This window comes from Emticicia sp. (assembly GCF_043780375.1).
Lineage (GTDB): Bacteria > Bacteroidota > Bacteroidia > Cytophagales > Spirosomataceae > Emticicia.
In genome coordinates this window covers 1-25,860 of record NZ_JAYWCU010000057.1, presented here as the reverse complement: position 1 = coordinate 25,860, position 25,860 = coordinate 1, and the positions used below count along the sequence as shown (strand labels likewise).

The window sequence follows — 25,860 nt, the reverse complement described above, 5'->3', positions numbered from 1 at the left end:
GGGTAATGTCCGACCAAGTTAAAACTCATCTTTCAATTTTCCATACAAACGCTCAAATTTTTCATGTAAGTCTGAATATATATGGATATTATCTAAATTTGGATAGAAAACTTTTCCTCCTTTTTGTTCTGACAATTGTGGTATAATATTCATAGCATTCATTGCAATCAAAACTGCTCCCCACGCCGAACCTTCAATATTTTCGGAAACGACTACTTTTTTCTGAAAGATATCAGCCACGAGTTGCAGCCAAAAGTCACTTTTTGCAAAACCTCCACTTGCACAAACTTTATCAACAGGAAATTTTTCCATCAGCACTTTGCCAACCGAGTAGAGGTTTAAAATCAAGCCTTCCATCACGGCACGAGTTAGGTGTGCTTGAGTGTGATTGATGCTTAGTCCAAAAAAAACACCCTTTGCATTGGCATTCCAAACAGGGGCTCTTTCTCCCAAAATATAAGGTAAAAACAATAGTTTTTCTGCCCCTGCTGGCACTTTTTCAGCATTTTCTATTAATTTTTCGGTAGATTCGGCTGTTTGTAATATTTGTTCTTTTAACCATTGTATCACCACCGCACCATTATTTGTTGCACCTCCAATAATATGTTGGTTTTCAGAAAGCAAGTAGTTGAACGTTCGCATCTGAGGGTCTGAATAAGACTCATCAACGCAAATTCTTACCGCACCACTTGTTCCCATCGTAAAAGCCAGCTTGCTTTTGCCCATTGCATTTGTTCCCAAATTGGCAAGCGGCCCATCGGCTGCTCCAATAAAATAATTAACTGGCTGTTCTTGAAAAATGGCTGTTCTTGAAAAATTTGTGGGAACAATTTTTGGCAGTTTGTCTTCACCAATTCCAACAAGTTCTAAGGCTTTTTTATCCCAACACAATTCTTTAATATTCATCATACCAGTTGCCGAGGCGAGCGACACATCTATTTCATAATGACCAAAGATTTTTTGCCAAATGTATTCTTTTATTCCAATGAATTTATGGGCTTTTCCAAAGATTTCCGGTTCGTTTTCTTTTAACCAAAGTATTTTACATAAAAAAGAAAATGGGTGAATTGGCGTACCTGTTCTTTCATAAATTTCGTGTCCTAACTCACTATTTTTCAAGTTATTGGCTATTTCTATTGCTCGGTTATCTGCCCAAACCATTAGGTTGGTCATTGGTTTTCCCGACACATCAACCGCCATAATACTGTGCATGGCTGATGAAAAACTTAGAATTTCCAAGAGTGAACGTTTATCTAAAAAAGATAAACATTCGATTACGGCTGCATAAATTTCATCGGGATTTTGTTCGCTCCAATTTAGCTTTGGATGAAACATATCATAAGTTACGCTTTTTTGAGCCAAAACTTTGCCTGAAATATCAAAGACAACGGCTTTAGTACTTGTTGTACCAATATCAATACCTGTGAAATACAATTTTGAAGAGTTGTTTTAGTGAATGATTGGTGGTTTAGTGAATGAGTGATTTAGTGAATGAGTGATTATACCAGTAAAAATCATTCGCTAAATCACCAATCTCTTAGTTCTTCTCCACAGCATGTCCGCCAAACTCGTTTCGTAGAGCGGCTACTACTTTTCCTGAAAAAGTATCGGTTTGTTGTGAGCGATAACGCATCATCAATGAAAGAGCAATGACGGGGGTTGCAACCCCCATGTCGAGAGCTGTTTCGAGTGTCCATTTTCCTTCACCCGACGAGTGCATGATTCCCTTGATGGCATCGAGTTTTGCATCTTTTCGGAAAGCATTTTCGGTCAATTCCATTAACCATCCTCTCACAACCGACCCATGATTAAACATTTTTGCAACTGCTTCAAAATCAAGGTCATAATTTGATTTTTCAAAAAGCTCAAAACCTTCAGCAATGGCTTGCATCATGCCGTATTCGATGCCGTTATGAACCATTTTTACGAAATGACCACTTCCTGCTTCTCCAGTATATAAATAGCCATTTTCAAGCGAAATGTCTTTGAATACTTTTTCGACGTAATCAAAAGTTGATTTATCACCGCCAATCATAGTACAAGCACCATTCAAAGCTCCGCTTATTCCGCCGCTTGTTCCACAATCTAAAAACTCTATTTGCTTGGTTTTTAGCATATTATATCGCCTTACTGAATCTTTGAAATTTGAATTTCCTCCGTCAATAATGATGTCATTGGGTTTGAGAGATTCTATCAACTCTTCAATGACATTATCAACAATTTCTCCAGATGGCACCATTAGCCAAATTACTTTTCTGCCTTTTAGTTTGCTACAAAGATTTTCTAAAGAATATGCTCCTAATACGCCGCCTTCCTCGCCAATTGTATCTACTAATTCTACATTTACATCTTGTGCGATTACTTCATATCCATTATTTCTTAAATTTAGAGCTAAATTATAGCCCATTTTACCAAGTCCTACGATTCCAATTTGCATAATTTATTTTTATTTTATGTATTTTTTGATTGTGGTCGTAAAAATACAAAACCCCATCAATAATTTTACACGATTAAAACGATTTACATGATTAAGTAATTTCCTATTGATTTAATTACTCATGATTTTTCTTATCAATCGCTTCTTTCTAATGTTATTACTGACGGGATTTTAGAACCTTTTATTTATCCCACCAAACTTTAGTGTCTAAATCGTCAGCACCTTGGCGACCAATCGCTTCTTTCACGTTAATACTATTGACCGAAATTTCGGAGTTTGGGTAAGTCAACCGACGAATAAAAGTGCCTTTGATGCCTTTTCCAGGGAAAGGATTTGGTGTAAGCACTGGGAAACCACTTCGGCGAAAATTAGCAAATGCTTCTGGCCCGTTCAAGAAAGAGGCAATCCAATATTGTGTATTTATTTGTTCTAAGGCAGTTGCTGCTTTAAAAGAATTTTCAGTTATGTATGTTGTAATGGCAGCAGGAGCAACGGCAGCATTGGCATCAAAGAAGGTCAATTGCTCCATGTGAAGCCTTACTCCTTTATTGAAATACGCTTCGGCAGTTGTGCCAGTTATCCAACCTTTTTGAGCAGCTTCTGCCAACAAAAGTTGTGTTTGAGCGGCCGTCACCAAAAATGTAGGAGCCGTATTTTTTGCCATTCGGGTTCTATCTACTTGGCTATATTCATAAAATGTCTTGAAACCTACATCTTTAAAAGTAGAGCTAATAGACGAATTATCGTAGCCCATAGGCATTCCGATTTGCATTACTGGGTCGGTTGTTGATCTGGAAGCCACTTGCTCCGAACCCGAACCTGCCCCAACATAACGCACTGCAATAGATTTAAGGCGAGGGTCATTGGTTTTTTTGAGATAATCGGCAAAGGGTGCTGCTAAATAAACATTCGCCGATTCGGTTGAATTCAATAAATTGCCAACACCGCTCACATAGTTTGCATCATGTTTGATGAGTGCATTGTCGGCATTTACTTCCATCAAAGCACTTTGGGCGGCTTTGGCTACTATTTGTTGGGCTTGGGCAGCATCAACTTTACTCAATCTCATTCCTGCACGAAGTAGTAATGAATTACCAAATTTTTTCCAAAGAGCCACATTTCCACCGTACAAAATATCAGCTAATTCTACTGTTTTTGAGGCATCTAAAGCGGCACTTGCTTCGGTGAGTTCTTTAATAATTCCTGCATAAATTGACTGTTGCATATCGTATTTTGGCAAAACAACTTGTTCAGTATAGCCTTTTCCTGCATCAAGATATGGTATATCACCATACGAATCTGTTGTAACCATAAAAGCATACGCCTGTAAAATTCTTGCCATGTTATACAAATTGCTACGGGTGGGCAATGCTTTGGTTTGGTCAATAACATCTTGGGTATTTCTGATAACTGTACGATAATATTTTTGCCAGTTTTGCACCGTATTGTCTCGGTTATCTTGGTTAAAATTTGCACCTGTCAAAACGCCCGAATTGGGTGTAACCATTTGCTGAACAATGCCTATTTCATAAAAAATAGAACCTGTCGTATAAGAAGCATTAGACGTAGCATTATTAAGAATAAAGACAGGGTTTACAGCCGTTGCGGCAATTTTATTGACATTTAGCTCGTCGAAACCTTTGTCGCAGCTACTTACAAAAAGCATCAAAGCGACTGAAAAACTATATATGAGTGTTTTTTTCATTGTATTTTAAAATTTAGTGATTGAGCAATTGAGTGGTTTAGCGATTTGTGCTTATAGTTACACAATCACCTATTCAATCAATCACAATTAAAATTTAACATTTAAATTAAATCCCACGCTACGGGTAGTTGGCAAACCGTGAGATTCCATGCCCACAAGGTTGTCAGACGAGTAGCCGAAAGATTCTGGGTCAATATTATCTACCCATTTTTTGAGTAATAAAACATTGTTTGCTACTAAACTAAGCTTTGCTCCTTTGATTGGGGCATTTTTTGGAATAAACTTCGATAGGTCGTAGCCTGCCGTAATCTGACGTAGTTTCCAGTAGCCACCATTATAAATAACTGGCTCAACCAATGCCAATGAGCGAACTACCGACCAATAATCTTGTACATTGGCTTTTGCGGTGTTGTTTTCGCCTTTTTCATTAACCCCAACGCCTACAACCCCACCTTCTGCACGACCTCCAAGCGTATTTTTGTGCAAACCATGACGATATAAGTTAAAATTAGAGCCCGAAAGCATCATATTTCCTAATTTAAAATCAATTAAGGCAGAAAGCGTAATCCCTTTATAACTGAAAGCATTATTGATACCCCCTACCCATTTTGGTAAAGCACTGCCATACGAAATCAAGTCTGTAGTACGGAGTGGAATACCATTTGCACCAAAAATTTGCCTTCCTTGTGCATCACGTCTGTATCCAAAACCATAGATTTGTCCCATTTCCTGACCAACTACCTGTCGAAGCTCACCATTAAAAACATGCGTACCAACTGTAATTCTTTCTCCAGGTGTATCTGTTAGAAGACTTAATACTTTTGTTTTGTTGTAAGAAGCATTGAATGTCAAATCCCATTGAAAACCAGATATTTTGATTGGTACTAAACTCAATAACATTTCAGCACCATTGGTGCGGCTTTTTCCACTATTTATTAGGGTACTTACAAATCCCGAAGCATCAGAAATTTGAGCCGAAACGATTTGGTCAGTTGTTATTTTTTGATAAACAGCAAAATCTAACCCTATACGATTATTGAGTAGCTTTAATTCCAAACCTGCTTCGGCTTCGGTGGCTCTCATAGGTCTAAGATTAGCATTTGGCAAGGTGTTTCCTGAAGAGCCACCCACTGGCTGCCCACCAAATAAATTGGCGTTGATGCCATAGAAAAGATTATTTGAATAAGGCGAAACGTCGGTATCGCTACCTACTTCGGCATAAGCCACTCTTAGTTTTCCGAAATTCAACCAACTTGGCATATTTTCAAATGATTGAGAGAAAACATAACTTGCCGAGACCGAAGGGTAAATAATACTACGATTTTCGGGCGAAAGTGTTGAAAACCAGTCGTTTCGGGCTGTAACGTTTACAAACAAAAAGTTTTTAAATGAAAACTCACTCGACCCATAAATCGAATTTACGGCTCTTTCTGACAAACCATAAATCGGGTCTTTCACTCGTCCATTCATTACTGTGTATAAGCCTCTCACAACAAAATCTTGCACAAAAACCGAGTTTAAATCCGAACGGCGATACATTTGATTGCCTCCGACATTCAAATCAATGCCAAAATTTCCAAAGGTTTTTGTTGCTGCAATCAAAACATCGGCATTGGTTTCTCTAAATCTCCGAGCTTCTTGCGTAAACGCTCCATTGACAAAGCCCGCAGGTGCAGCAGCTAATGAAGCATGACCCGTTGGAAAATTATTAAACTCTTGGTCACGCGACCAATAATCTTGTCCTACTCGACCTTGAATGTACAACCACGGCGTAATATTATATTTTACAGAAACATTGCCGAATATCCTATCACGACGAATTCTTTGAAATTGCTCTGCCAAAACCCAATAAGGATTGGTACGATTCATAAATCTTGAATAGATAAATTCATTTCCTGCAGCATTATATTTCTTTTCATCCATTAAGCTCAGAGGCATTGAATTGGCTAAATTTGATAGAACCGTAGGAATTGAGTTATCTTGATTGGCAACGTTTGGCGGGTTATTATTGAACTCGTTGGAATAATTGATATTTCCTGCAAAACTCAGTTTTTTTGATAAATCATAAGAAAAACCAAAATTGATAGTTTTGCGATTGTAGGTATTATTCGGAACAATTCCTTTGCTATCCATATTAGCAAAAGAAAGATTCATACCTCCCTTTTCTCCTGAAGTTGCCAATGAAATGGTATTTGTGAAGTTTTGTCCATTACGGTAAAATTTACGAATTCGGTCAAATTGAGGCTCATAAGGAACGCTTACACCATCAAACAAAACCTGAGTCATGCCAGGAGCAAATTTCTCTCCAAACGACCATTGACCAGAAGTTGGATTCGGTAAAGTTGGTCGAATGCCGTTTTCGCCTTGTCCATACTCGTATTGATAATCTGTAAAATCTAAAGGTGTTTCGTTAGTAAAGTTTGTATTGAATGTTACGCCAATGCCTTTATTATCGCCCCTCGATTTGGTCGTAATCATAATTACACCATCTTTTGCACGAGAGCCATACAAAGCAGCGGCGGTTGCACCTTTCAAAACCGTCATACTTTCAATATCATCAGGGTTGATTGATGATAAACCATCGCCGCCATCTGATGTATTTCCGCCACCACGGACCGCAATCGAATTATCGGCTCCTGCATTGCCAGGATTTGTGCCAAAGTTTGTATTATCAATTGGTACACCATTGACAACAATCAAAGGGTTATTTTGACCAGAAATTGAAGATTGTCCTCTGATTCTAATTTTTGAAGTTCCTGCTGGTCCAGTTCCTAAACCCGAAATATTTACACCTGCAATTTTACCTTGTAGGGCATTGGCAAAGTTTGGTGTACGGTTTTCGGTCAATTGCTCTTTACCAACTGTTGTGGTAGCATAACCCAATTTTTTCGCTTCTTTCTTAATACCCAAAGCAGTTACCACTACTTCTTCCAGATTTTGGGCACCTTCGTCAAGCGAAACATTGATAATTGATTGATTTCCAACTTTAATTTCTTGATTTTTGAAACCAATAAAACTAAAAACCAAAGTGGCATCGGAAGAAGCGTTTACACTAAAAGTGCCGTCACCACTGGTATTTGTACCAGTATTTGTACCTTTCACCTGTACAGAAACTCCTGGAAGCATCGAACCATCTTTGACAGAGGACACTTTACCTGAAATTTTTTGTGCATAAATTGCCGCAGACAAGGGCATCAACAGCATAAATAAGAGGAATTGTTTTTTCATGAGTAATAATGATAGGTTTATTTCTGAATAGCAAATCTCTAAAACAAATGATTTAAAAACTTCCAAATGCTTACGGCGGTGAATTTTATAATGATTACATGAAAAAATTGCAATATTTTTACAGAAATTAAAAAAAACATCAATATGCTATGGCGAGTTTGCAACTCTATACTGCAGTAAAATTCAAAAACTAATTGCGAAGCTGAACTCAGCACAGTTAAATGAACCATTTTTCTTTACATAAAGGCAAATCGCCTGAAATGCAGGCATTTCCGCACTTGGTCGAATTTTTTCGCAAGAAAATTCAGCAAGTGCAGCCTAACTCTATGCCTTTGAAAGAAAGCATAGGTTTGAAAATTATGTTTGTTTTGGAAGGAAAATTCGAGTGGATTATTGATAATCAAGCGATTACGGTTTATCCTAATGACGCCGTTTTGATTTTTCCGAAACAAAATTTTGGTGGTTTGAAAGAAATGTGGGATGCCGGTGTCGTGGCTTCAGTTACTATCAATCCTCGATTTTTTTCGGAGGAAGGAGAGTTAATTTTGGGAGAATGGAGTAGTATCTCAGAATCCGAACAACGATTGATTGGTAAACTTTTTTTGTTGAGTAAAAAGCCTATTTTACAAAACTTCAAACAATTAGGCGAAATTCTGCAAAAGATTGAAAATGAGCTATTTACCAATGAATTAGGCTTCAAAACTCGTATTAATCATTTGCTTGATGAGTTACTGATTACAACCGCCCGACAACTCAGCAAGCAAGATAACCAACGACGAGATTTCCCTCAGACTTTCCAAAAGTTAGACCAGATTTTACGTGGAAACCTTGCTTATCCGTGGACAGTAGAAGAAATGGCAGTCATTATGGGACTTGGAACAACCGCTTTTACCGAAAAAGTAAAATCCTATTCGGGTTTTTCGCCGCTCAACTATTTGATAAATTTAAGAATTTCAGAAGCCATTCGTCTCCTAAAATCATCAACTATTAGCTTAACCGATATTGCTTTAGACACGGGTTTCTATTCATCACAACATTTTTCAACAACATTTAAAAAATTAACTGGCTATACACCTGGGCATTACAGGAAAAATGAATGAATGAATGAATGAATGAATGAGTGAATATTTTTAAACGATAGTCATTCATTTAACATTCTATCATTCGCTCATTCATTCTATCATTAAGTATATGGAAACAATCATCACAATCGACATCGAAACAACTGCGGTACGAGTTATCGCTTTTGACCTAAAAGGCAAGCAAGTAGCTGCCCGAAAAGGCACATATCCAACTTTTCATGCCCAACCAGACATCAGCGAACAAGACCCCGAACAGGTTTTTATCACGGTGCTATTTGTGCTGAAAGGTTTGCTCAACGACCCTGTTTTTATGAAAAAAAACAAGGTTTTGTCAATCACTTTTAGCTCATCGATGCACAGCGTTTTACCTGTTGATAAAAATGGTGTGCCTTTGGGCAATGCTATTATTTGGGCAGATAATCGGGCAATTAAAGAAGCAACTGAACTAAAAAGCTCAGCTTTGGGCGTTGAAATTTATCGGGCTACAGGTACGCCCATTCACCCGATGTCGCCTTTGGCAAAAATCACATGGATTAAAAATCATGACCCCGAACGATTTGCTAAAACCAGCAAATTTATTTCGCTGAAAGAATACATTTTACATCAATTCACAGGCGATTATTTGATTGATTATAGCTTGGCTTCGGCAACGGGGCTTTTCAATATCCATGAATTGAAGTGGGAACAAAAATCTTTGAATTTTGCTGGAATTTCGAGCGAACATCTTTCCGAACCCACTTCTATTTTTAATTCTGACCTGAGACTTAGGCCTGCTTTGGCAAAATCGCTGCGACTTTCGGACAAAACTAAATTGATTATTGGTAGCAGCGATGGTTGTTTAGCAACACTGGGTTCGGGTGTTGTTGGAGAAGGGCAAGCAACGATTTCAATAACATCAAGTGGTGCAGTAAGAGTAGCAGGAAATGAGGTTTTGCAAGACGAAAAGCAACGTTTTTTTAATTATCTCCTCGACAAAGGGCGTTATATTTCGGGTGGTCCGACTAATAATGGAGGTGTTGCTTTCGAGTGGTTTGCTCGACAATTTGGCAATTTCAATAATGGTCTTGATTTTGAAGACAGCATCTATGATTTGTTCAAAGATGCCGCCCAAGTGTCGGCAGGAGCAAATGGGTTGCTTTTTTTACCTTATTTATTAGGCGAAAGAGCTCCACTTTGGAATGCCAATGCCCGTGGCGTTTATTTTGGTATAAACATTACGCATGAGCAACAACACTTTGTGCGAGCAACCATCGAAGGAATTTTGTTCGAAATTTATAGCATCGGGAAACTGCTTCAAACTTACCGAAAAATTGATAATTTGTATGTCAATGGCACATTTGCGACACTTCCGCTTTGGTCACAAATCATTTCGGATATGTTTGGAAAACAAGTAAATGTCAATGACAACCACGACAGTGCCAATGTTGGAGCGGCTATGTTAGCTTTGACCGAAATGGGTGTTTTTGGTTCGCTGGAAGAAGCTGCCAAAACGATTCAATCTTCTAAAATCTATCAACCAAATCAAGTAAATCATCAAAAATACCAGAAATTCTATTCAATTTTTGAAAGGTTAAGTCATAAACTCGCCGAAGAATTTGATTTGATTGCCGAATTACAACAAAATCAAGTGGATTGATTATCTTGCAGCAGCAATCAACAAACCCTAAACTTTAATGAAAGAACGCCTTACTTCACTTGACGTTTTTAGAGGCATGACCATCATGCTCATGACCATCGTAAATAATCCTGGGGACTGGGGAGCTATTTACGCCCCACTCGAACACGCCGAATGGCACGGTTGCACGCCTACCGACTTGGTTTTTCCATTTTTCTTATTCATTGTTGGCATTTCTACGGTGCTTTCGATGCCAGTGAAAAAGTTTGACCAATCGGTTCTCGAGAAAATTCTGACTCGTGCTTTACGAATTTTTTTATTGGGTTTATCACTCAATTTCTTTTCAAAAATACATCTTGGTTCGCTCGAAGGCATTCCTTTAATGTTCATTCGTTTGCTTTTCACTGCCATTATAACTGTCTTATTATTAGGCGAGTATGACCGTAAGAAACAATTATACGTAGCCGTTGGACTATTTACTTTGATGATGATTCTGTGTTTTGGTGGCTTTGAGGAATTCAGTTCAGTCCGAATTCCTGGGGTTTTGCAGCGAATTGCGGTGGTATATTTAATCGTTTCTATTATTTATGCCACAACTAATACGACTGTACAAATTATTATAGGTTTGGCTTGTTTGTTTGGTTATTGGGCATTGATGACGCTCGTTCCTGTGCCAAATGTGGGGGCAGCTAACTTTGAAAAAGGCACAAATCTTGCCGCTTGGCTCGATAATTATTTATTACCGGGTCATCTTTGGGTAACATCAAAAACTTGGGACCCTGAAGGTATTTTAAGTACACTTCCTGCTATTGGAACTGGCTTAGCAGGCGTTTTTACAGGGAAATTATTGACTAACAACTTCCCAAAAAATAAAAAAACTGTTTATCTACTATCAGCAGGAGTAATGGGTGTAATGATTGGCTTACTTTGGAACGACTTTTTTCCGATAAACAAAGCACTTTGGACGAGTTCTTATGTATTTTATGCAGCAGGACTTGCACTTTTGGTGCTTGGAGTGCTTTATCTTATCATTGATGTGCTTGGGTTTGATGTTTGGACGAAACCTTTTGTCATTTTTGGTGTAAACCCGATGCTGGTTTTTTTCTTTTCAGGAATTATACCACGAGTATTGAATATGATAAAAATTACCCAACCAGAAAATCTCGAAAACCCAGAAACTGGTTTGGTTTCATGGCTTTATAGCCATTGGATTTTGCCATTTTTTAGCGAACCCAAAAACGCTTCTTTGGCAGGAGCATTGACTTATTTATTGATTTGGTTTATGATTTTAGTTTGGTTTGATAGGAAGAAGATGATTTTTAAGGTTTAGAACAATTATGGTAATTATTTCAAACACAGGTCTAATCGTGTGAAAATATTTCGTTCTTTGAGCAGAATTTCAAAAGTATCTATCTTTACTTTAACAAAACACAAAACCAGCCCAAATGCTTACTTTCAAAGAAAAATAAGTAGTTTTGCAAAAAAAATAAAAACAAAAGCAAAATGGCAACCAACAGAACATTCACGATGATTAAGCCACACGCAGTGGCAGATAATAACATCGGTGGAATCACGGCGATGATTGAAGCAGCAGGTTTCAGAATCGTAGCAATGAAAAAAACACAATTATCGGCAGCACAAGCTGGTAAATTTTATGAAGTACACAAAGAAAGAGGTTTTTATGGCGAATTGTGCGAAATGATGTCTTCGGGAACAATTGTTCCAATGATTTTAGAAAAAGAAAATGCCGTAGCTGATTTCCGTACTTTGATTGGTGCAACAAATCCAGCAAATGCAGAAGAAGGAACAATTCGTAAAAAATATGCGGTATCAATGGGCGAAAATGCAATTCACGGTTCAGATTCTGACGAAAATGCCGCCATCGAAGGTTCATTTTTCTTTGGTGGAACTGAGCAATATTGATTTGTATAATGACCTTTCAATGAGACTGTTTCCCAAAACAAGCAGTCTCATTTTAATACGAAATTTCTGTGTTTTTTTAGCGTAAGTACTTGATTATAAATGAATTACTATGATTATTAATCGTAATTCTAAAATCGTAAATTCTATAATTGAACCCATGTCTCTTGGCTTAGAAAAATTAGCAACTGAATCGACTTCTCACTACGATAATCTCGAAAAAATGTCCGTTCGAGCATTGCTCGAAGGCATCAATAACGAAGATAAAACCGTACCTTACGCTGTCGAAAAATGTATTCCACAAATCGAGGCTTTAGTTAGTCAAATTGTGCCACGCATGAAGAACGGCGGCAGAATTTTCTATATCGGAGCAGGCACGAGTGGTCGCTTAGGCGTAGTTGATGCTTCCGAGTGTCCACCAACATTTGGTGTACCTTTCGGAATGGTCGTAGGAGTCATGGCAGGTGGCGACAAAGCCATAAGGAAAGCCGTAGAAAATGCCGAAGATGACATTGAACAAGCATGGAAAGATTTGCAAGAATATGACATAAACACCAATGATACGCTTATTGGCATTGCCGCTTCGGGTCGAACACCTTATGTGGTTGGTGGTTTACAAACTGCTCGTGCAAATAGAATCTTGACGGGTTGCGTTGTTTGTAATGCAGGAAGTGCCGTAGCTGCCGAAGCAGAATTTCCAGTAGAGGCTGTTGTAGGACCAGAATTCGTTACAGGAAGCACACGTATGAAATCAGGAACTGCTCAAAAATTGGTTCTGAATATGATTTCAACAGCCGTAATGATTCAACTGGGTCGAGTGAAAGGCAACAAAATGGTAGATATGCAACTCACTAACCTCAAATTAGTGGAAAGAGGTGTAAGAATGGTGATGAACGAACTCAATATTTCGCATGAAAAAGCAAGCGAACTTTTACATAAATATGGCAGCGTAAGAAACGCTGTTTTAAATTCTGAGTTATGAGTTTAGACGGGTTCGCCCGTGCGATTCTAAATTACTCATTTTCTCAGAAAAAAAACCGAACTCTTGTATAAATATTGAAGTGCAAGAAATGCTATCAAAAATCTTAATTTTTGAGTTGAATTTTCAGGAAAAACTCAGAATTCAGAACTCTAAATCGCAAAATCGCACGGGCGACCCCGTCAGAACTCTAAAAAATGTGGGACTGGTTTTCAACAGAATGGCTTAGTTGGCAAACCTTACGGTCATTCGTTTGGGCAGAAAGGCTATATCTTTATGGTATTGCTGGAGTTCCTTTATTATTTTTACTTCGTTGGCTTTTTTATAACCGTGGGCAACAAAAATTAGGACTTTCGCTCACCAGACCTCAACTAAAAACAAGCTGGATAAGCTATTTACGTTTCATTCCGCCTCTGCTATTCTCTCTGGGCATTGTATGTGTATGTCTTTCCCTCGCTCGTCCTCAGCGAGTGCGTGAAAGCAAGGAGCAATTTTCAGAAGGTATTGACATCATGTTGGCAATCGACATTTCGGAGTCGATGCTGGCAACCGATTTGAGTCCAAATCGCTTAGATGCTGCAAAAAATGTTGCACATGAATTTGTCAAAGGTCGCTTTCAAGACCGCATTGGTCTAGTGGTTTTTGCAGGAGAATCTTTCTCTATCTGTCCTCTAACGACCGATTACGAAATGTTGAATCAATACTTAAATGAAATCAATAGTAACCTTATAAAAACTACTGGAACTGCCATCGGTAGTGCTTTAGCTACTTGTATCAATCGCTTGCGAGAAGTACCAAATAAGAGTAAGGTTGCTATTTTATTGAGTGATGGCGATAATACAGCAGGAATACTCGACCCACTTACGGCTACCGATTTGGCAAAATCATTTGGAATAAAAGTTTATACAATAGCTGTTGGTAGAGATGGCGAAACTGAGAAAGTAGATGAAAATACCCTTCGAGAAATAGCTATAGAAGGTAATGGACAGTTTTTTCGAGCAACAGATAATCAGACACTCAAGAATATTTTTGAGCAAATCAATCGTTTAGAAAAAGTGAAAGTGAAAGATAATGTTTATCGAGATGTGGAAGATTTTTACTACATTTATCTCAATTGGGCGGTTGTATTTTTACTGGCGGCTTTCTTTTTCAAAAATACCTTTATTGGTAATATCTTGGAAGATTAGAGCCAAATATTCTTCGATTTTCAATCATCAGTTTTATAAATAGCCACTTATATACCTATAAAAAAATAGGTGTTTCTTTCAATCATAACCATCTATTTCATGTCAAACAAACAAAAAATCATCTACGGTGTATTACTTATTGTTGCTTTAGGTGTGGCTTATACTATAAACTTTGCTATAAAATACGCCTACATTGGTTCTTCGTATGATGCAAAAACTGTTTGCTCATGTATGTTTGTATCGGGTCGAGAGCTTGACAATATCAAGTCTGAAGATTTATATGCAGTACCATTTGCTAACATTATAGTTGATAAAGAAAAACAAACGGTAACTGCTGATATTTATGGATTTGCCGAAACAAAAGCTATTTATCGAAAAGGGTTAGGTTGCACTTTGGTAAACGAACTTTCGGAAGAAGAAATTCGTAAGCAGCCCAGTATTCCTTCGGCAGATACTTTGACTGAAAAACTTTCATTGAGTATATCAACCGAAATTGATAAAGTAGCCTTAGATAAAATCTTAAATGCAGCTTTTGATGAAAAAAGTGCCGAACATATTATTCGCTCACGAGCAATTGTTGTACTGCACGATGGTAAACTAATTGCTGAAAAATATGCTCAAAACATTACTGCTCAAACGCCACTTTTAGGCTGGTCAATGACCAAAAGCGTAACCAACGCCATGATAGGAATGATGGTGAAAGATGGCAAAATTGACATAAAAAAAGCTGCTCCAATAAATGAATGGAAAAATGATAATCGCCAAAAGATTACGATTGACCACCTACTTCGCATGAGTAGCGGGCTTAGTTTTGTAGAAGATTATGGCTCACCAAGTGATGCCACTCAAATGCTTTTCCGAAAGAAAGGTGCAGGAGCTTATGCCTTACAAAGTAAAGCCTACACCGAACCCAACAAAGTCTGGTCTTATTCGAGTGGTACAACTAATATTTTGCAGGAAATTATACGACGACAGTTCGCGAACCATGCCGATTATCTGGCATTTCCACATTTGCGATTGTTTCATAAAATAGGCATGAAAAGTGCGGTGCTTGAACCCGATGCTTCTGGTACTTATATCGGCTCGTCGTTTATGTATGCAACTGGGCGTGATTGGGCAAAATTTGGACAACTTTATCTCCAAGATGGTGTTTGGAATGATGAAAGATTGCTCCCCGAAGGTTGGGTAAAATATTCTTCAACCGAAACACCACACTCTGACGGGCAATATGCAGCTCAATTTTGGATTGACCACAAAGACAAAGCCTTTCCGCAGGATGCTTTCATGTGCCTTGGGTTTGAAAGTCAAGTTGTTGCGATAGTCCCATCTAAAAAATTAGTGATTGTTCGTCTTGGCTGCACGCCTAAAGATGACTTTAATCATAAGCAGTTGGTGAAAGATATTGTGGCGATTGTGAAGTAATTTTCTAACAAATGATAAAAGTGTGACACGTTTTAAGAACGTGTCACACTTTTATATTTACGCCGAATTCCGACTGGCGTTGATATTTCCAAACAACGAACGAGTAACCATTTTTTCGTAGGCTAATCTCAATTTTTCGTCTTCTGTTTCTTCTATTTTCTGCAAAGCATATTGCTGAATCGTAAGCAATGGCAACACAATGTTTTCACGATAATTGATTGATAATTTTCCTAACTTCTCCGATTCCATCAACTCACTTTGTCCAGAAACTATGAGCATCGTTTCTATGGTCAAAAGGTATTCTTCATACAGAATCTTCCAAAAATCGCCATATTCTGGGTCATTTTTCATGTAATATGTCAACGGAAAATAGGTTTTGGTCAAGGCCATCATACTATTTTCCATCAAAGTTTTGAAGTATAATGAACTTTCATAAAGCGATTTTAAATCCTCTAATCTTCCCTCTTCGATTACTTTTTGAAGAGCTGTTCCGAAACCAAAGTATCCTGGAACATTTTGTTTCAACTGACTCCACGACCCTACAAACGGAATAGCTCTTAAATCTGATAACATCAATTTTTTGCCCGAACTTCTTTTACTTGGACGACTCCCGATATTGGTCAAACCATAATATTTTAAAGGACTTTTGTTTTCAAGATAAGAAACAAACAAAGGATGTTCTTTTAGTTCAAAATATTTTTTCACACCCTCTTCTGCTAAATCATCAATCAAATTTCGCTCTTTTTTATCAATAATTGATTTGTCGTCATGGAAAACATCATTGATAATTCCGGCCGAAAGCAATTGCTCAAAATTGAACATCGCTTGTGAACGAGAACCATACATTGACGTAATCGTTTGTCCTTGAATCGTAATCTGAATTTCGTTATTGGCAATCGTTGGCCCTTGTGAAGCATAAAACTGATGTGTTTTGCCACCCCCACGAGCAGGTGGGCCGCCACGACCATCAAAAAACATGACTTCTATTTGGTTTTTCTTCGATATACGAGACAATTTTTCTTTAGATTGATAAATTTCCCAATTGGCTTTTACGTAGCCGCCGTCTTTTGTACCGTCCGAAAAACCGAGCATAATAGTTTGTTGGTTTTTTCGTTGGGCAAGGTGCTTTTTGTAATAAGGCAACTGATAAAGGCTTGTCATTGTTGCTTGCGAACTATCAAGCCCATCGATGGTTTCAAACAATGGCATCACATCAACATTTACGTCAGCATCTTTATAACCACAGAATCTAAATAAAGCCAGCACTTCCAAAACAGAAAATATTGAAGTCGAATTACTAATAATATAACGATGGCAAGCTTTTTCGCCATTCATTGCTTGTATTTCTTGAATCACTCGAACGGTCTTGAAAGTATCTTTCGTTAAAGCATCTTCAAAATCATCTTCATTAATTGAGATTTCTTGTTCGGTTAAGAAATGCAATTTTTCGGCATTGCTCCAATCTGCATAGTTTTTTGTAGAAATGCCATATTTTTGGTTTATTTGCTCCATTACAATCTCATGGATGCTACTATCTTGACGAATATCCAAGCTGGCAAAGTGCAATCCAAATAGTTTTACTTGCTGAATAAATCTATCAAAAATATCTAAAAACACTGAATTGTGCTTGTTAATGAGCAGTTCTCGTACTTCGTAAAGCGATGAAAGCAATTCATAAAGCGTTAAATCATTTTTCAAACCATTCATGTTGGCATGAATGCGATTGCTGATTTGGGTCAATAATGGCATTATACCTTTGAAGGTCAAACGTCGGCAAATTTCCTTAAAATCATTGTAATAACACTTCAAAATACTACTGCGAAGCTCAATCGCAACCTTTTTAGAAATTTCTGCTGTTACAAACGGATTGCCATCACGGTCGCCACCAGGCCAAAAACCTAATTCTAAAACAGGGTTAAAAGTATGTTCTTTAGCTGGAAAATAGCTGTTTAGTTTTTCATGAATTTCGCCAATTACTTGATAATAAACATGGCGGAGATAAAATATAATACTTTGAGCTTCTTCGAGAGGTGTTGGTTTTTGGTCGTTGATAAAAGGCGTTTTTCCCAATTGTTGCAACAACGAGTCAATACCATTGATATCGTTTTTAGGAATTAATTCTTCCAAATCTTGAATAATACGAAGTACGCTATTGGGGTAAAATTGCGTAGGGTGAGCAGTAAAAACGATACGAACCTTGAAATTTTTTAGCTTTTCTTCTACTTCAGCCAACTTATGTTGTTGTTGAGCTAACTCGAGCGTATGTTGCAAAGTACCTTTGCCATTGAGTGGCGTTAGTTTTTCGAAAGCCGAATCTTCAATACTATCAAACAAAACTACTTGTCTCTCAATATAAGTAATGAAGCGAAACAATAGGTCTATTTTTTCTTTTTCGTCTTTGATAGAGGTATATTGACTAAAGAAATTATTAATAATTTCTTTAGGTTCTTTTCCTTGTTCAAACCCAGTTTCTGATAAATCATGCAAAAAAGGCATTAACTGACCAATTTTAGTCATTTTATCATAAGGAAGCCTTGAAAAAAGTGTATTAAAAACAAGGTATTTATTATGAACCTCTTGTGTAAAAACCGATTCAATTGAATTTTTTGGCATTTCTTTGCAAGCATTTATGGTTTTGAGTAAGCAAAATACGCAAAAACATACTGCATTTTAGTTGTTTTGCCGAATAAAGTTTGGATTTTCTTGAAAAAATTAAAACTTTTCAAAACAAAAAACAAAAACGAAGTCTTTTTTCATTTATCCAAACCATAATCTTAACCAATACGTTTACTCTATACGATTTTTAGTAAATTTTTAGTGTTAATTTTGTGAGTACAGATTTAGAGCCTATTTAAACTTTTAATTACGAATGCAAACAAACTCTTTTTTCATTATACTTCTTCAATTTATTCCATATGTAGCTCTGCTACGAACAAAATAAATCGAATCTACTGATAAAATAATAGCTTATTTTCGTCAGAAACAAAAAGTTTAAACAGGTTCTTAAGCAAGATAAGTACTCGCTTATTTTATACAAAACTTAATGAAATACCCCATCTACATGGACTATAATGCAACCACACCTCTTGATAAAAAGGTTTTGGAAGCAATATTGCCCTACTTAACCGAGCATTTTGGTAATGCCGCCAGTCGGTCACATGCCTACGGTTGGAGAGCTGCCGAAGCGGTAGATACGGCACGGCAACAAGTAGCAACCCTACTAACAGCCAGTGAGAAGGAAATTATTTTTACAAGCGGAGCTACCGAGGCTGTCAATCTGGCAATTAAAGGAACTTTTGAGGCATTTCGACATAAAGGAAATCATATTATCACTGTAAAAACAGAGCATAAAGCTGTTTTGGATACTTGCCAGCATTTAGAAAAAAAAGGTGCTGATATTACTTATTTAGACGTTGATTCGGAAGGAAATATTTCTTTAGAAAATCTTGAAAAAGCTATTCGAAAAGAAACAATTCTGATTTCGGTGATGGCGGCTAATAATGAAATTGGTATAATTTATCCCATAAAAGAAATAGCAAAAATCGCTCATCAGTACAATATATTATTCCATACTGATGCAACACAAGCGGTTGGAAAAGTTCCAATTAATGTTTTTAAAGATGACATTGATTTATTGAGTTTTTCAGGACACAAAATTTATGGACCAAAAGGTGTAGGAGCTTTATACGTGCGAAAAAAGCTCAATATCATTGCCCAACAAGATGGTGGAAAACACGAACGAGGCATGAGGTCTGGCACTCTTAATGTAGCAGGCATTGTAGGTTTAGGGGCAGCATCCGAAATTTGCCAAAATACGATGCATCAAGAAGCTATTCGCCTATCTGATTTAAGAAATAAATTAGAGCAAGGCATTTTAGAAAATCTTCCAAACACCAAAATAAATGGAAGTATAACGTACCGTTTGCCTAATACAACAAATATAAGTTTTGGCAAAATCGACGGCGAACAATTATTAATGAATCTCAACGAAATAGCCGTTTCTAATGGTTCGGCTTGTAATTCGGCTTCTACCGAACCAAGCTATGTTTTGAAAGCAATGGGTTTAGACGATGATTCGGCGTACAGTTCAGTAAGATTTAGTTTAGGAAGAATGACAGAAGAAAATGATATTGACTTTGCTATCAGTCACGTAGCGAAAATGGTGGAGAAGATGCAAGAAATCAGTTTTAAAATATAGAATATTTGATAACAGTTCCCTAAAAAATGCCCTTTTACAGAATATACATGAAAGAAATTAAGCAAATAACCGAAGCCTATCAAAAAATAGATTTTAGTCAAACCAAAGCCGCTTTAGCAACCGTAGTGAGGGTTGTAGGTTCGTCGTATAGACGTACGGGAGCAAGAATGTTGGTCATGGAATCGGGCGAATGGATTGGCGGAATAAGTGGTGGTTGTTTGGAAGGAGATGCTTTGAAAAAAGCTCGTTTAGCAATGTCGCAAAACAAAGCTACGCTTATCACTTACGACACAACCGACGACGACCCTTACCAAATAGGCGTTGGACTTGGCTGCAACGGTATTATTGATGTTTTGATTACTCCACTCGACCCACAAAAACCAAACAATGCAGTTCGGCAACTTCAAAGTTGCATAGACCAACGAAAACCCAATTTGGTTGTAACCATAACGAGTTTAAATAAAGAACAAGCAAATATAAGCTTAGGCGATGTTTTTAGATATGATAATGAAACTCATTTCGACGAAATTTTTCCTTTATCAGAATTAAAAGAAAATCTTTTTACTGAAATTCAAGAAGCATTAGCTACGACAAAATCGGTTTCAAAAGAGTATATTATGCAGAATGGGACTAAAATAAGCTTGTTTCTTGAAGTAATTCCTCCTGCCATTCAGTTATATGTATTTGGCAGTAATTATGATATTTATCCGATGGTGAGGGCTGCAAAAGAGTTAGGTTGGCGAGTAATTTGTATCTGTAATCCTGCCAAGATGCACGCTTCACTTTTTGAACTTGCCGATGAAGTTGTTCCGAAAGACTATATTCCAACAATTGATGCTTTCACGGCAGTCATTTCGATGTGTCATGATTACGAAAGTGATTATCAGAATCTTCAAATGCTGTTAAAAACCAATATTTCATACATTGGGCTTTTAGGACCTAAAAAACGTACTATTAAAATGTATGACCGAATGACCGAAGAAGGCATTCCATTGACAAATGAGCAAGAAACCCGCATTTATAGCCCCGTTGGCTTAGATATTGGAGCGGCAACTCCCGAAGAAATTGCCTTGTCGGTTTGTGCCGAAATCAGAGCATCATTTTCTGGGCGTAATGGATGTCGCCTAAAATTACGTAAGAAGCCAATTTATGAGAATTGATTTTGGCATTACAGGATTTAGAGTGGTATTGTTATAAAAATTGTAATTTAGCACAAAAAGCTATATTTTGATGATTAGTATACGAATGAAGTGAATTTTGAGAGTTTTTGCCAAATAATTCGTGAAAAATCTGGTAATTTGTTACTCCCAATAAAAATATTTTATGATAACTGTCGAAGAAGCCGAACGAATAATTTTAGAAAATACCATCAATATCGCTACTGAAAAAGTATCAATTGATGATGCTTTGGGACGAATTTTAGCCGAGGATTTATGTGCTGACCGAGATTTTCCACCTTTCAATAGAGTGACAATGGACGGCATTGCGATTCAGTTTATCCAACTCAAAGCTGGTCAAACTTCTTTTGAAATTGAAGCAACAGCGGCCGCAGGAAATCCACAAAAAACCTTACAAAATACCCAAAATTGCATAGAAGTAATGACGGGAGCAATGATTCCACTGAATACAGATATGGTTATTCGTTACGAAGATTTATCAATCTCGAGAAAAACTGTGCAATTGGTGGCTGATTATTCAGAATTTCGGGAAGGACAAAATATTCATCCACAAAGTTCAGACCGAAAAACAGGCGAGGTAATTGTGCCAAAAGGTCGAAAACTTTCTCCATCCGAAATTGGCGTTGCAGCTACGATAGGTAAAAATGAAATTTTGGTTCAACGAAAACTCCGTGCAGTAGTTATTTCCACAGGCGAAGAAATTGTGCCGATTACCGAAAAGCCATTACCGCACCAAATCCGAACATCAAATGGTTTTGCTTTACAGGCTTCGCTCAAAAACTGGGGACTCGAAACAGAAAATGTGTTATTACCTGATAATCAAGCAATTATCGAAAAAAAAATTGCTGAATTTATCGAAACTTTCGATGTGTTGATTTTGAGTGGTGGTGTTTCGGCAGGAAAATTTGATTTTGTGCCACAAGCTCTTGAAAATCAAGGCGTTAAAAAACTTTTTCATAAAGTTTCGCAACGCCCTGGGAAGCCTTTTTGGTTTGGAAAAGCACACAACGGAACAACGGTTTTTGCTCTGCCTGGCAATCCAGTTTCGACATTTATGTGTTTAAATCGTTATTTCAAAAATTGGTTGGATGTTTCGCAATGTCTTGAAAATCATCAATTAATGGGCGAACTGACCGAAGATTTTAAGTTCAAACCCGAACTAACTTTTTTCTTACAAGTAAAAATTTCGTATGCTCCAACGGGCAAAATTTTGGCAACACCAGTAGAAGGGCACGGTTCGGGAGATTTAGCCAATTTGGTAGAAGCTGATGCTTTTCTGGAATTACCTTTAAGTCAGGAATTATTCAAAAAGGGAGAGGTTTTTAAAGCTTTTATGTACCGCTAAAATATTTGTGATATTAAGGATACAATAAATACTTTTTTCTCAATGTCTTAAAATTGCTCAATCCTGGCTCCCAACTTTTGCGGATTTCTGTTTCTGATTTTCCGTCAATTATTTGTTGTTTCAAGCTTTCGGTTCCTGCCAATTTGTTGAAATTTCCCATTTGTTTGCTTTGACTCATATCAAAAAACTTCTCTTTGTATGGATACGCTTTGTAAAGTTCCATTAGCCAAGAAAGGTTGATTTGCTTAGTTTTGTGAAAAGAAGCTGCATCAAATTTCCTTAAATCAAGTCCATAACAATCTTCATTTTGGTGCAAAGGCGTTTCGCTCATACCTTGAATACTTAAAGGCTTAAAAGTAAAATCATATTTGCCTTTCAATGCGGGAGCTCCCAAAACCGTAAACGGAATGTAGGTTCCACGACCTTGGCTTATAATTGTACCTTCAAACCAACAGATGCTCGGATAAAGCAAAATAGATTGCTGAGAATTTAGGTTAGGCGAGGGGAAAAATGGCAAATCGTAAGCCATTTCGTGGTTATAGTTGGCAGTCTTTATGATACGAAGTTTACATTTCAACTTATTTGGAATCCAACCTTCACCGTTTATCATTTGTGCAAACTCGGCTATCGTAAGTCCGTGCGAAATTGGTATTGGAAACATACCAATACCTGAATGTAAATGGTCTTCTAAAATTGGGCCATCCACACAAAATCCATTAGGGTTTGGTCTATCCAAAATTACTAATTCTTTGCCATTTTCGGCACAAGCCTCCATTACGTGACACAAAGTATTGATATAAGTATAAAATCTCGCCCCAACATCCTGAATATCAAAAATCATAATATCAACATCAGCTAAGTGCTCTTTGCTTGGCTTTTTATATTTACCGTAAAGCGAAATAATCGGAATACCTGTTTTTGTATCAACTTCATTATTAACCTTTGCTCCGTTGCTGGCATTTCCACGAAAACCATGTTCGGGACCAAACACCTTTACAATATTCACTCCTAAGCTCAATAAGCTATCAACGCTTGGTTTTTTGCCAATAATTGAAGTTTGATTTACTACCATTCCAACTCTTTTTCCTTTCAAAAGTGGTAGATAAGCAGCTACTTGGTCGGCCGCTGTTATAATTTCCTTACGTGCAATAGTTGATGAGTGAGTAGATTTGCTAACTATTTGCTTTTTATTGCACGCAAAAAGAAGTACAATACCCAATTGCAAGGAGAGAAGTAATGTTAAAAGAGGGTTTTTCATAATTTAATAAATCGTTTTTGATAATACTGATAAAATATTTTAAAAGGCGGCTAATCCGTTTTGTTGATGCAAGTACATTTAATCGTTTAAAAATAATCAACCAAAATTACTAAATTCATATAATATTATTCTATTTTCCTGTAATAAACTCATAAATCAATCATCTACCTTTCATCTTTTACCTTTTTTCAATACTTTTGATTAAAATTCTGTGATAAAAGTGAAAACAACAAAGGAAAGAACCACGAAAATACCGATTGTGCCTCCAAAAGGAAGCCGTGACGAACGCAAAGAGCTTTTGCAGGAGTCAATTAATAAATATTTGGGAGCAATCGAAACGCAGATTGGCGACTTGAAAAAAATTGGCAAAAATACCCTTGTCATTGGTGGGGTTATTGTGGCTGCTTATGCCATAACAGAGCTTTTGTTACCCGCCGCTACAAAACAACGACGCAACACTCTCCCAATTGTGATTGAGGAAGAGAAAGACGAACAAGATTCTGTTTTAATGACTACCTTGAAAGGTGCCGCAATGTCGCTTTTACTGACTATTGCAAAAGATAAATTATTAGGGTTAATGGAAAACAGATCCACCAACAATGCCGAATCAAATTCTTAATAAAATACTGATTAACAGGCAATTGCAAAAAAAATCATTGGCTGTTTTGCTCGACCCAGATAAAGTTGAGGATGAAAACTTTGATGACTTTTTGTATGTTTGTGTTGAAAATAAAGTTGATTTTTTCTTGGTTGGCGGAAGCCTAATTACGAAAAATATCATGGGCGAAATGATTGAAACCATTCGTCAAAAAACCAATATTCCCGTTATTATTTTTCCAGGAAATAGCCTTCACATTGAGCCTTCAGCCGATGCAATTTTGTTACTTTCTCTAATTTCTGGACGAAATCCTGACTTCCTTATCGGTCAGCACGTCATTGCCGCTCCGTTACTGAAAAAAAGTGGTTTAGAAGTTTTGCCAACAGGTTATATTTTGGTTGATAGCGGACGACAAACAACCGTTTCATACATCAGTAATACGACTCCGATTCCGCATGATAAACCAGATGTGGCAGCTTGTACAGCAATGGCTGGAGAAATGTTAGGGCTAAAACTTATTTATTTAGACGGTGGAAGTGGGGCAATGTATCCTGTTTCACCCAAAATGATTCGTCGGGTTCGAGACAATATAGAAGTTCCCATTATTGTTGGTGGAGGAATTAATTCTGTTGAAAAAGCTCAAGCCGCCCTTGAAGCTGGTGCCGATGTCATTGTTATAGGTAATGCTTTCGAGAAAAAACCTTCTTTGCTTCCTAAAATTGCAGAGGCTATTCATTCTTTTAACTTAACAATTGCTTAATTGAAACTTAGTAAAGCCTATTTCGGCTTAGGTTCTAACTTAGGCAATCGAGAAGAAAATCTCTCGATTGCTCGACAATTTGTTGAAAAAAAAATGGGCTTAATTACTTCACAGTCCAGAATTTATGAAACGGCTGCTTGGGGACTTACTGAACAAAATGCTTTTTTGAATCAAGTAATTGAAATTGAAACAGCATACACTCCCGATAAAGTTTTAAGTTTGATTTTAGCAATTGAGAAAAAAATGGGGCGTGTGCGAGAGATAAAATGGGGGGCAAGAATTATTGATATTGATATCTTATATTATGCTAATAAAATAATTTCGACCGAAAATCTGATAATCCCACATCCTTTTATTCAAAAACGACGGTTTGTTTTAGTACCACTCTGCGAAGTTGCTGGCAAGTTTATTCACCCAAAATTACAAAAGACAAATCTTGATTTATTAGAAAATTGTATTGATATGGGAGAAATCAGTTTATTTCATTGATAACTACTGCCAATTCTTTTCAACTACAAAAATCATTCTATCAGAATTTTCAACATCAAAAGGTTCTAAGCGATAACTGCCAAAACAGAGCTTACAAGTCATTCCTGCGGCTTTGAAATAATATTTAAAATCCTCAAAATTAAGTACTTTCACTCGCTCTTGGAAATGATAGTGCTCATTTTCATAGTCGAAATCAATGTTTTTCACAATAAAACCGTTTTCTATTTCTTTCGTAATTACGAACTTTATTCCATCCACTTCTTTTTCATAATATTTCACCAGATTTTTAACTGCTTTCACACTATTCATATAATCAAGCACTAATTTCCCCCCAAATTTTAAATTTTCGGAAACAGCTTTTATGGCTCGAAAATTGTCATAATTATCTTCAAAATAACCAAAACTTGTAAAAAGATTTAGTACAAAATCAAATGATTTTGGGCGAAAGCTTTCTCGCAT

At 37.1% G+C, this 25,860-nt stretch carries 19 protein-coding genes and 1 pseudogene; 13 read left to right on the top strand and 7 right to left on the bottom strand.

The features are described 5' to 3' along the window. Positions 1-18 precede the first annotated feature (18 nt). From ACH2CJ_RS03975 to ACH2CJ_RS03960, 4 genes are all read right to left on the bottom strand, one after another. On the bottom strand, positions 19-1,434 hold the full coding sequence (locus tag ACH2CJ_RS03975; RefSeq protein ID WP_394990911.1) for a gluconokinase: 1,416 nt from the start codon (positions 1,432-1,434) through the stop codon (positions 19-21). 103 nt (positions 1,435-1,537) lie between these two features. After that, complete coding sequence (gene gnd, locus ACH2CJ_RS03970) at positions 1,538-2,437, bottom strand: phosphogluconate dehydrogenase (NAD(+)-dependent, decarboxylating) (RefSeq protein WP_394990910.1); 900 nt, start codon at positions 2,435-2,437, stop codon at positions 1,538-1,540. A gap of 181 nt (positions 2,438-2,618) precedes the next feature. After that, positions 2,619-4,142 carry a SusD/RagB family nutrient-binding outer membrane lipoprotein gene (locus ACH2CJ_RS03965; RefSeq protein ID WP_394990909.1) on the bottom strand — a complete coding sequence of 508 codons (1,524 nt, stop codon included), beginning with the start codon at positions 4,140-4,142 and terminating at the stop codon, positions 2,619-2,621. Between the two features lie 87 nt (positions 4,143-4,229). Continuing rightward, entirely contained in the window at positions 4,230-7,370 is a 3,141-nt protein-coding gene (locus tag ACH2CJ_RS03960; protein ID WP_394990907.1) for a SusC/RagA family TonB-linked outer membrane protein, read from the bottom strand. A gap of 221 nt (positions 7,371-7,591) precedes the next feature. On the opposite strand from ACH2CJ_RS03960, the gene ACH2CJ_RS03955 reads away from it, so the two are divergent. The 7 genes from ACH2CJ_RS03955 (at position 7,592) to ACH2CJ_RS03925 (ending at position 15,575) form a co-directional block, all read left to right on the top strand. After that, complete coding sequence (locus ACH2CJ_RS03955; RefSeq protein WP_394990905.1) at positions 7,592-8,470, top strand: helix-turn-helix domain-containing protein; 879 nt, start codon at positions 7,592-7,594, stop codon at positions 8,468-8,470. Positions 8,471-8,561: 91 nt separating this feature from the next. Then, positions 8,562-10,088: a gluconokinase gene (locus tag ACH2CJ_RS03950; protein WP_394990903.1), complete on the top strand. Its 1,527-nt coding sequence runs from the start codon at positions 8,562-8,564 to the stop codon at positions 10,086-10,088. A gap of 37 nt (positions 10,089-10,125) precedes the next feature. Further along, positions 10,126-11,397 carry an acyltransferase family protein gene (locus ACH2CJ_RS03945; RefSeq protein WP_394990902.1) on the top strand — a complete coding sequence of 424 codons (1,272 nt, stop codon included), beginning with the start codon at positions 10,126-10,128 and terminating at the stop codon, positions 11,395-11,397. 173 nt (positions 11,398-11,570) lie between these two features. Next, positions 11,571-11,990, top strand: a complete 420-nt coding sequence (locus tag ACH2CJ_RS03940; protein WP_394990900.1) for a nucleoside-diphosphate kinase — start codon at positions 11,571-11,573, stop codon at positions 11,988-11,990. 157 nt (positions 11,991-12,147) lie between these two features. After that, entirely contained in the window at positions 12,148-12,969 is an 822-nt protein-coding gene (gene murQ / locus ACH2CJ_RS03935; RefSeq protein WP_394990899.1) for an N-acetylmuramic acid 6-phosphate etherase, read from the top strand. A gap of 194 nt (positions 12,970-13,163) precedes the next feature. Continuing rightward, positions 13,164-14,153 carry a vWA domain-containing protein gene (locus ACH2CJ_RS03930; RefSeq protein ID WP_394990898.1) on the top strand — a complete coding sequence of 330 codons (990 nt, stop codon included), beginning with the start codon at positions 13,164-13,166 and terminating at the stop codon, positions 14,151-14,153. A gap of 99 nt (positions 14,154-14,252) precedes the next feature. Beyond that, entirely contained in the window at positions 14,253-15,575 is a 1,323-nt protein-coding gene (locus ACH2CJ_RS03925; RefSeq protein ID WP_394990897.1) for a serine hydrolase domain-containing protein, read from the top strand. Positions 15,576-15,632: 57 nt separating this feature from the next. On the opposite strand, the gene ACH2CJ_RS03920 is transcribed toward ACH2CJ_RS03925, so the two are convergent. Next, positions 15,633-18,188, bottom strand: coding sequence for a phosphoenolpyruvate carboxylase (locus ACH2CJ_RS03920; RefSeq protein ID WP_394990895.1), 2,556 nt, complete (start codon positions 18,186-18,188; stop codon positions 15,633-15,635). A 430-nt stretch (positions 18,189-18,618) separates the two neighbouring features. On the opposite strand from ACH2CJ_RS03920, the gene ACH2CJ_RS03915 reads away from it, so the two are divergent. From ACH2CJ_RS03915 to ACH2CJ_RS03905, 3 genes are all read left to right on the top strand, one after another. Beyond that, positions 18,619-19,773, top strand: coding sequence for an IscS subfamily cysteine desulfurase (locus ACH2CJ_RS03915; protein ID WP_394990893.1), 1,155 nt, complete (start codon positions 18,619-18,621; stop codon positions 19,771-19,773). A 26-nt stretch (positions 19,774-19,799) separates the two neighbouring features. Then, positions 19,800-20,933 carry an XdhC family protein gene (locus ACH2CJ_RS03910; protein WP_394990891.1) on the top strand — a complete coding sequence of 378 codons (1,134 nt, stop codon included), beginning with the start codon at positions 19,800-19,802 and terminating at the stop codon, positions 20,931-20,933. A gap of 163 nt (positions 20,934-21,096) precedes the next feature. Beyond that, positions 21,097-22,296, top strand: coding sequence for a molybdopterin molybdotransferase MoeA (locus ACH2CJ_RS03905; RefSeq protein ID WP_394990890.1), 1,200 nt, complete (start codon positions 21,097-21,099; stop codon positions 22,294-22,296). Between the two features lie 13 nt (positions 22,297-22,309). On the opposite strand, the gene ACH2CJ_RS03900 is transcribed toward ACH2CJ_RS03905, so the two are convergent. Further along, the gene (locus ACH2CJ_RS03900; RefSeq protein WP_394990888.1) at positions 22,310-23,554 is read right to left on the bottom strand and encodes an exo-beta-N-acetylmuramidase NamZ domain-containing protein; all 1,245 of its coding nucleotides are present in this window, start codon (positions 23,552-23,554) and stop codon (positions 22,310-22,312) included. Positions 23,555-23,774: 220 nt separating this feature from the next. Between ACH2CJ_RS03900 and ACH2CJ_RS03895 the strand changes: the two genes are divergently transcribed. From ACH2CJ_RS03895 to folK, 3 genes are read left to right on the top strand one after another with little or no spacing between them, the layout of a single operon-like run. Beyond that, a complete protein-coding gene (locus ACH2CJ_RS03895) occupies positions 23,775-24,173 on the top strand; it encodes a hypothetical protein (protein WP_394990886.1) in 399 nt (132 codons plus the stop codon). Beyond that, complete coding sequence (locus ACH2CJ_RS03890) at positions 24,154-24,912, top strand: geranylgeranylglyceryl/heptaprenylglyceryl phosphate synthase (RefSeq protein WP_394990885.1); 759 nt, start codon at positions 24,154-24,156, stop codon at positions 24,910-24,912. The genes ACH2CJ_RS03895 and ACH2CJ_RS03890 overlap by 20 nt, the downstream gene beginning before the upstream one ends. Then, positions 24,913-25,401, top strand: coding sequence for a 2-amino-4-hydroxy-6-hydroxymethyldihydropteridine diphosphokinase (gene folK, locus ACH2CJ_RS03885; RefSeq protein ID WP_394990883.1), 489 nt, complete (start codon positions 24,913-24,915; stop codon positions 25,399-25,401). It abuts the gene before it with no gap. A gap of 3 nt (positions 25,402-25,404) precedes the next feature. On the opposite strand, the pseudogene ACH2CJ_RS03880 reads toward folK, so the two are convergent. Then, positions 25,405-25,860: pseudogene (locus tag ACH2CJ_RS03880) on the bottom strand (SAM-dependent methyltransferase); the annotation flags it as partial.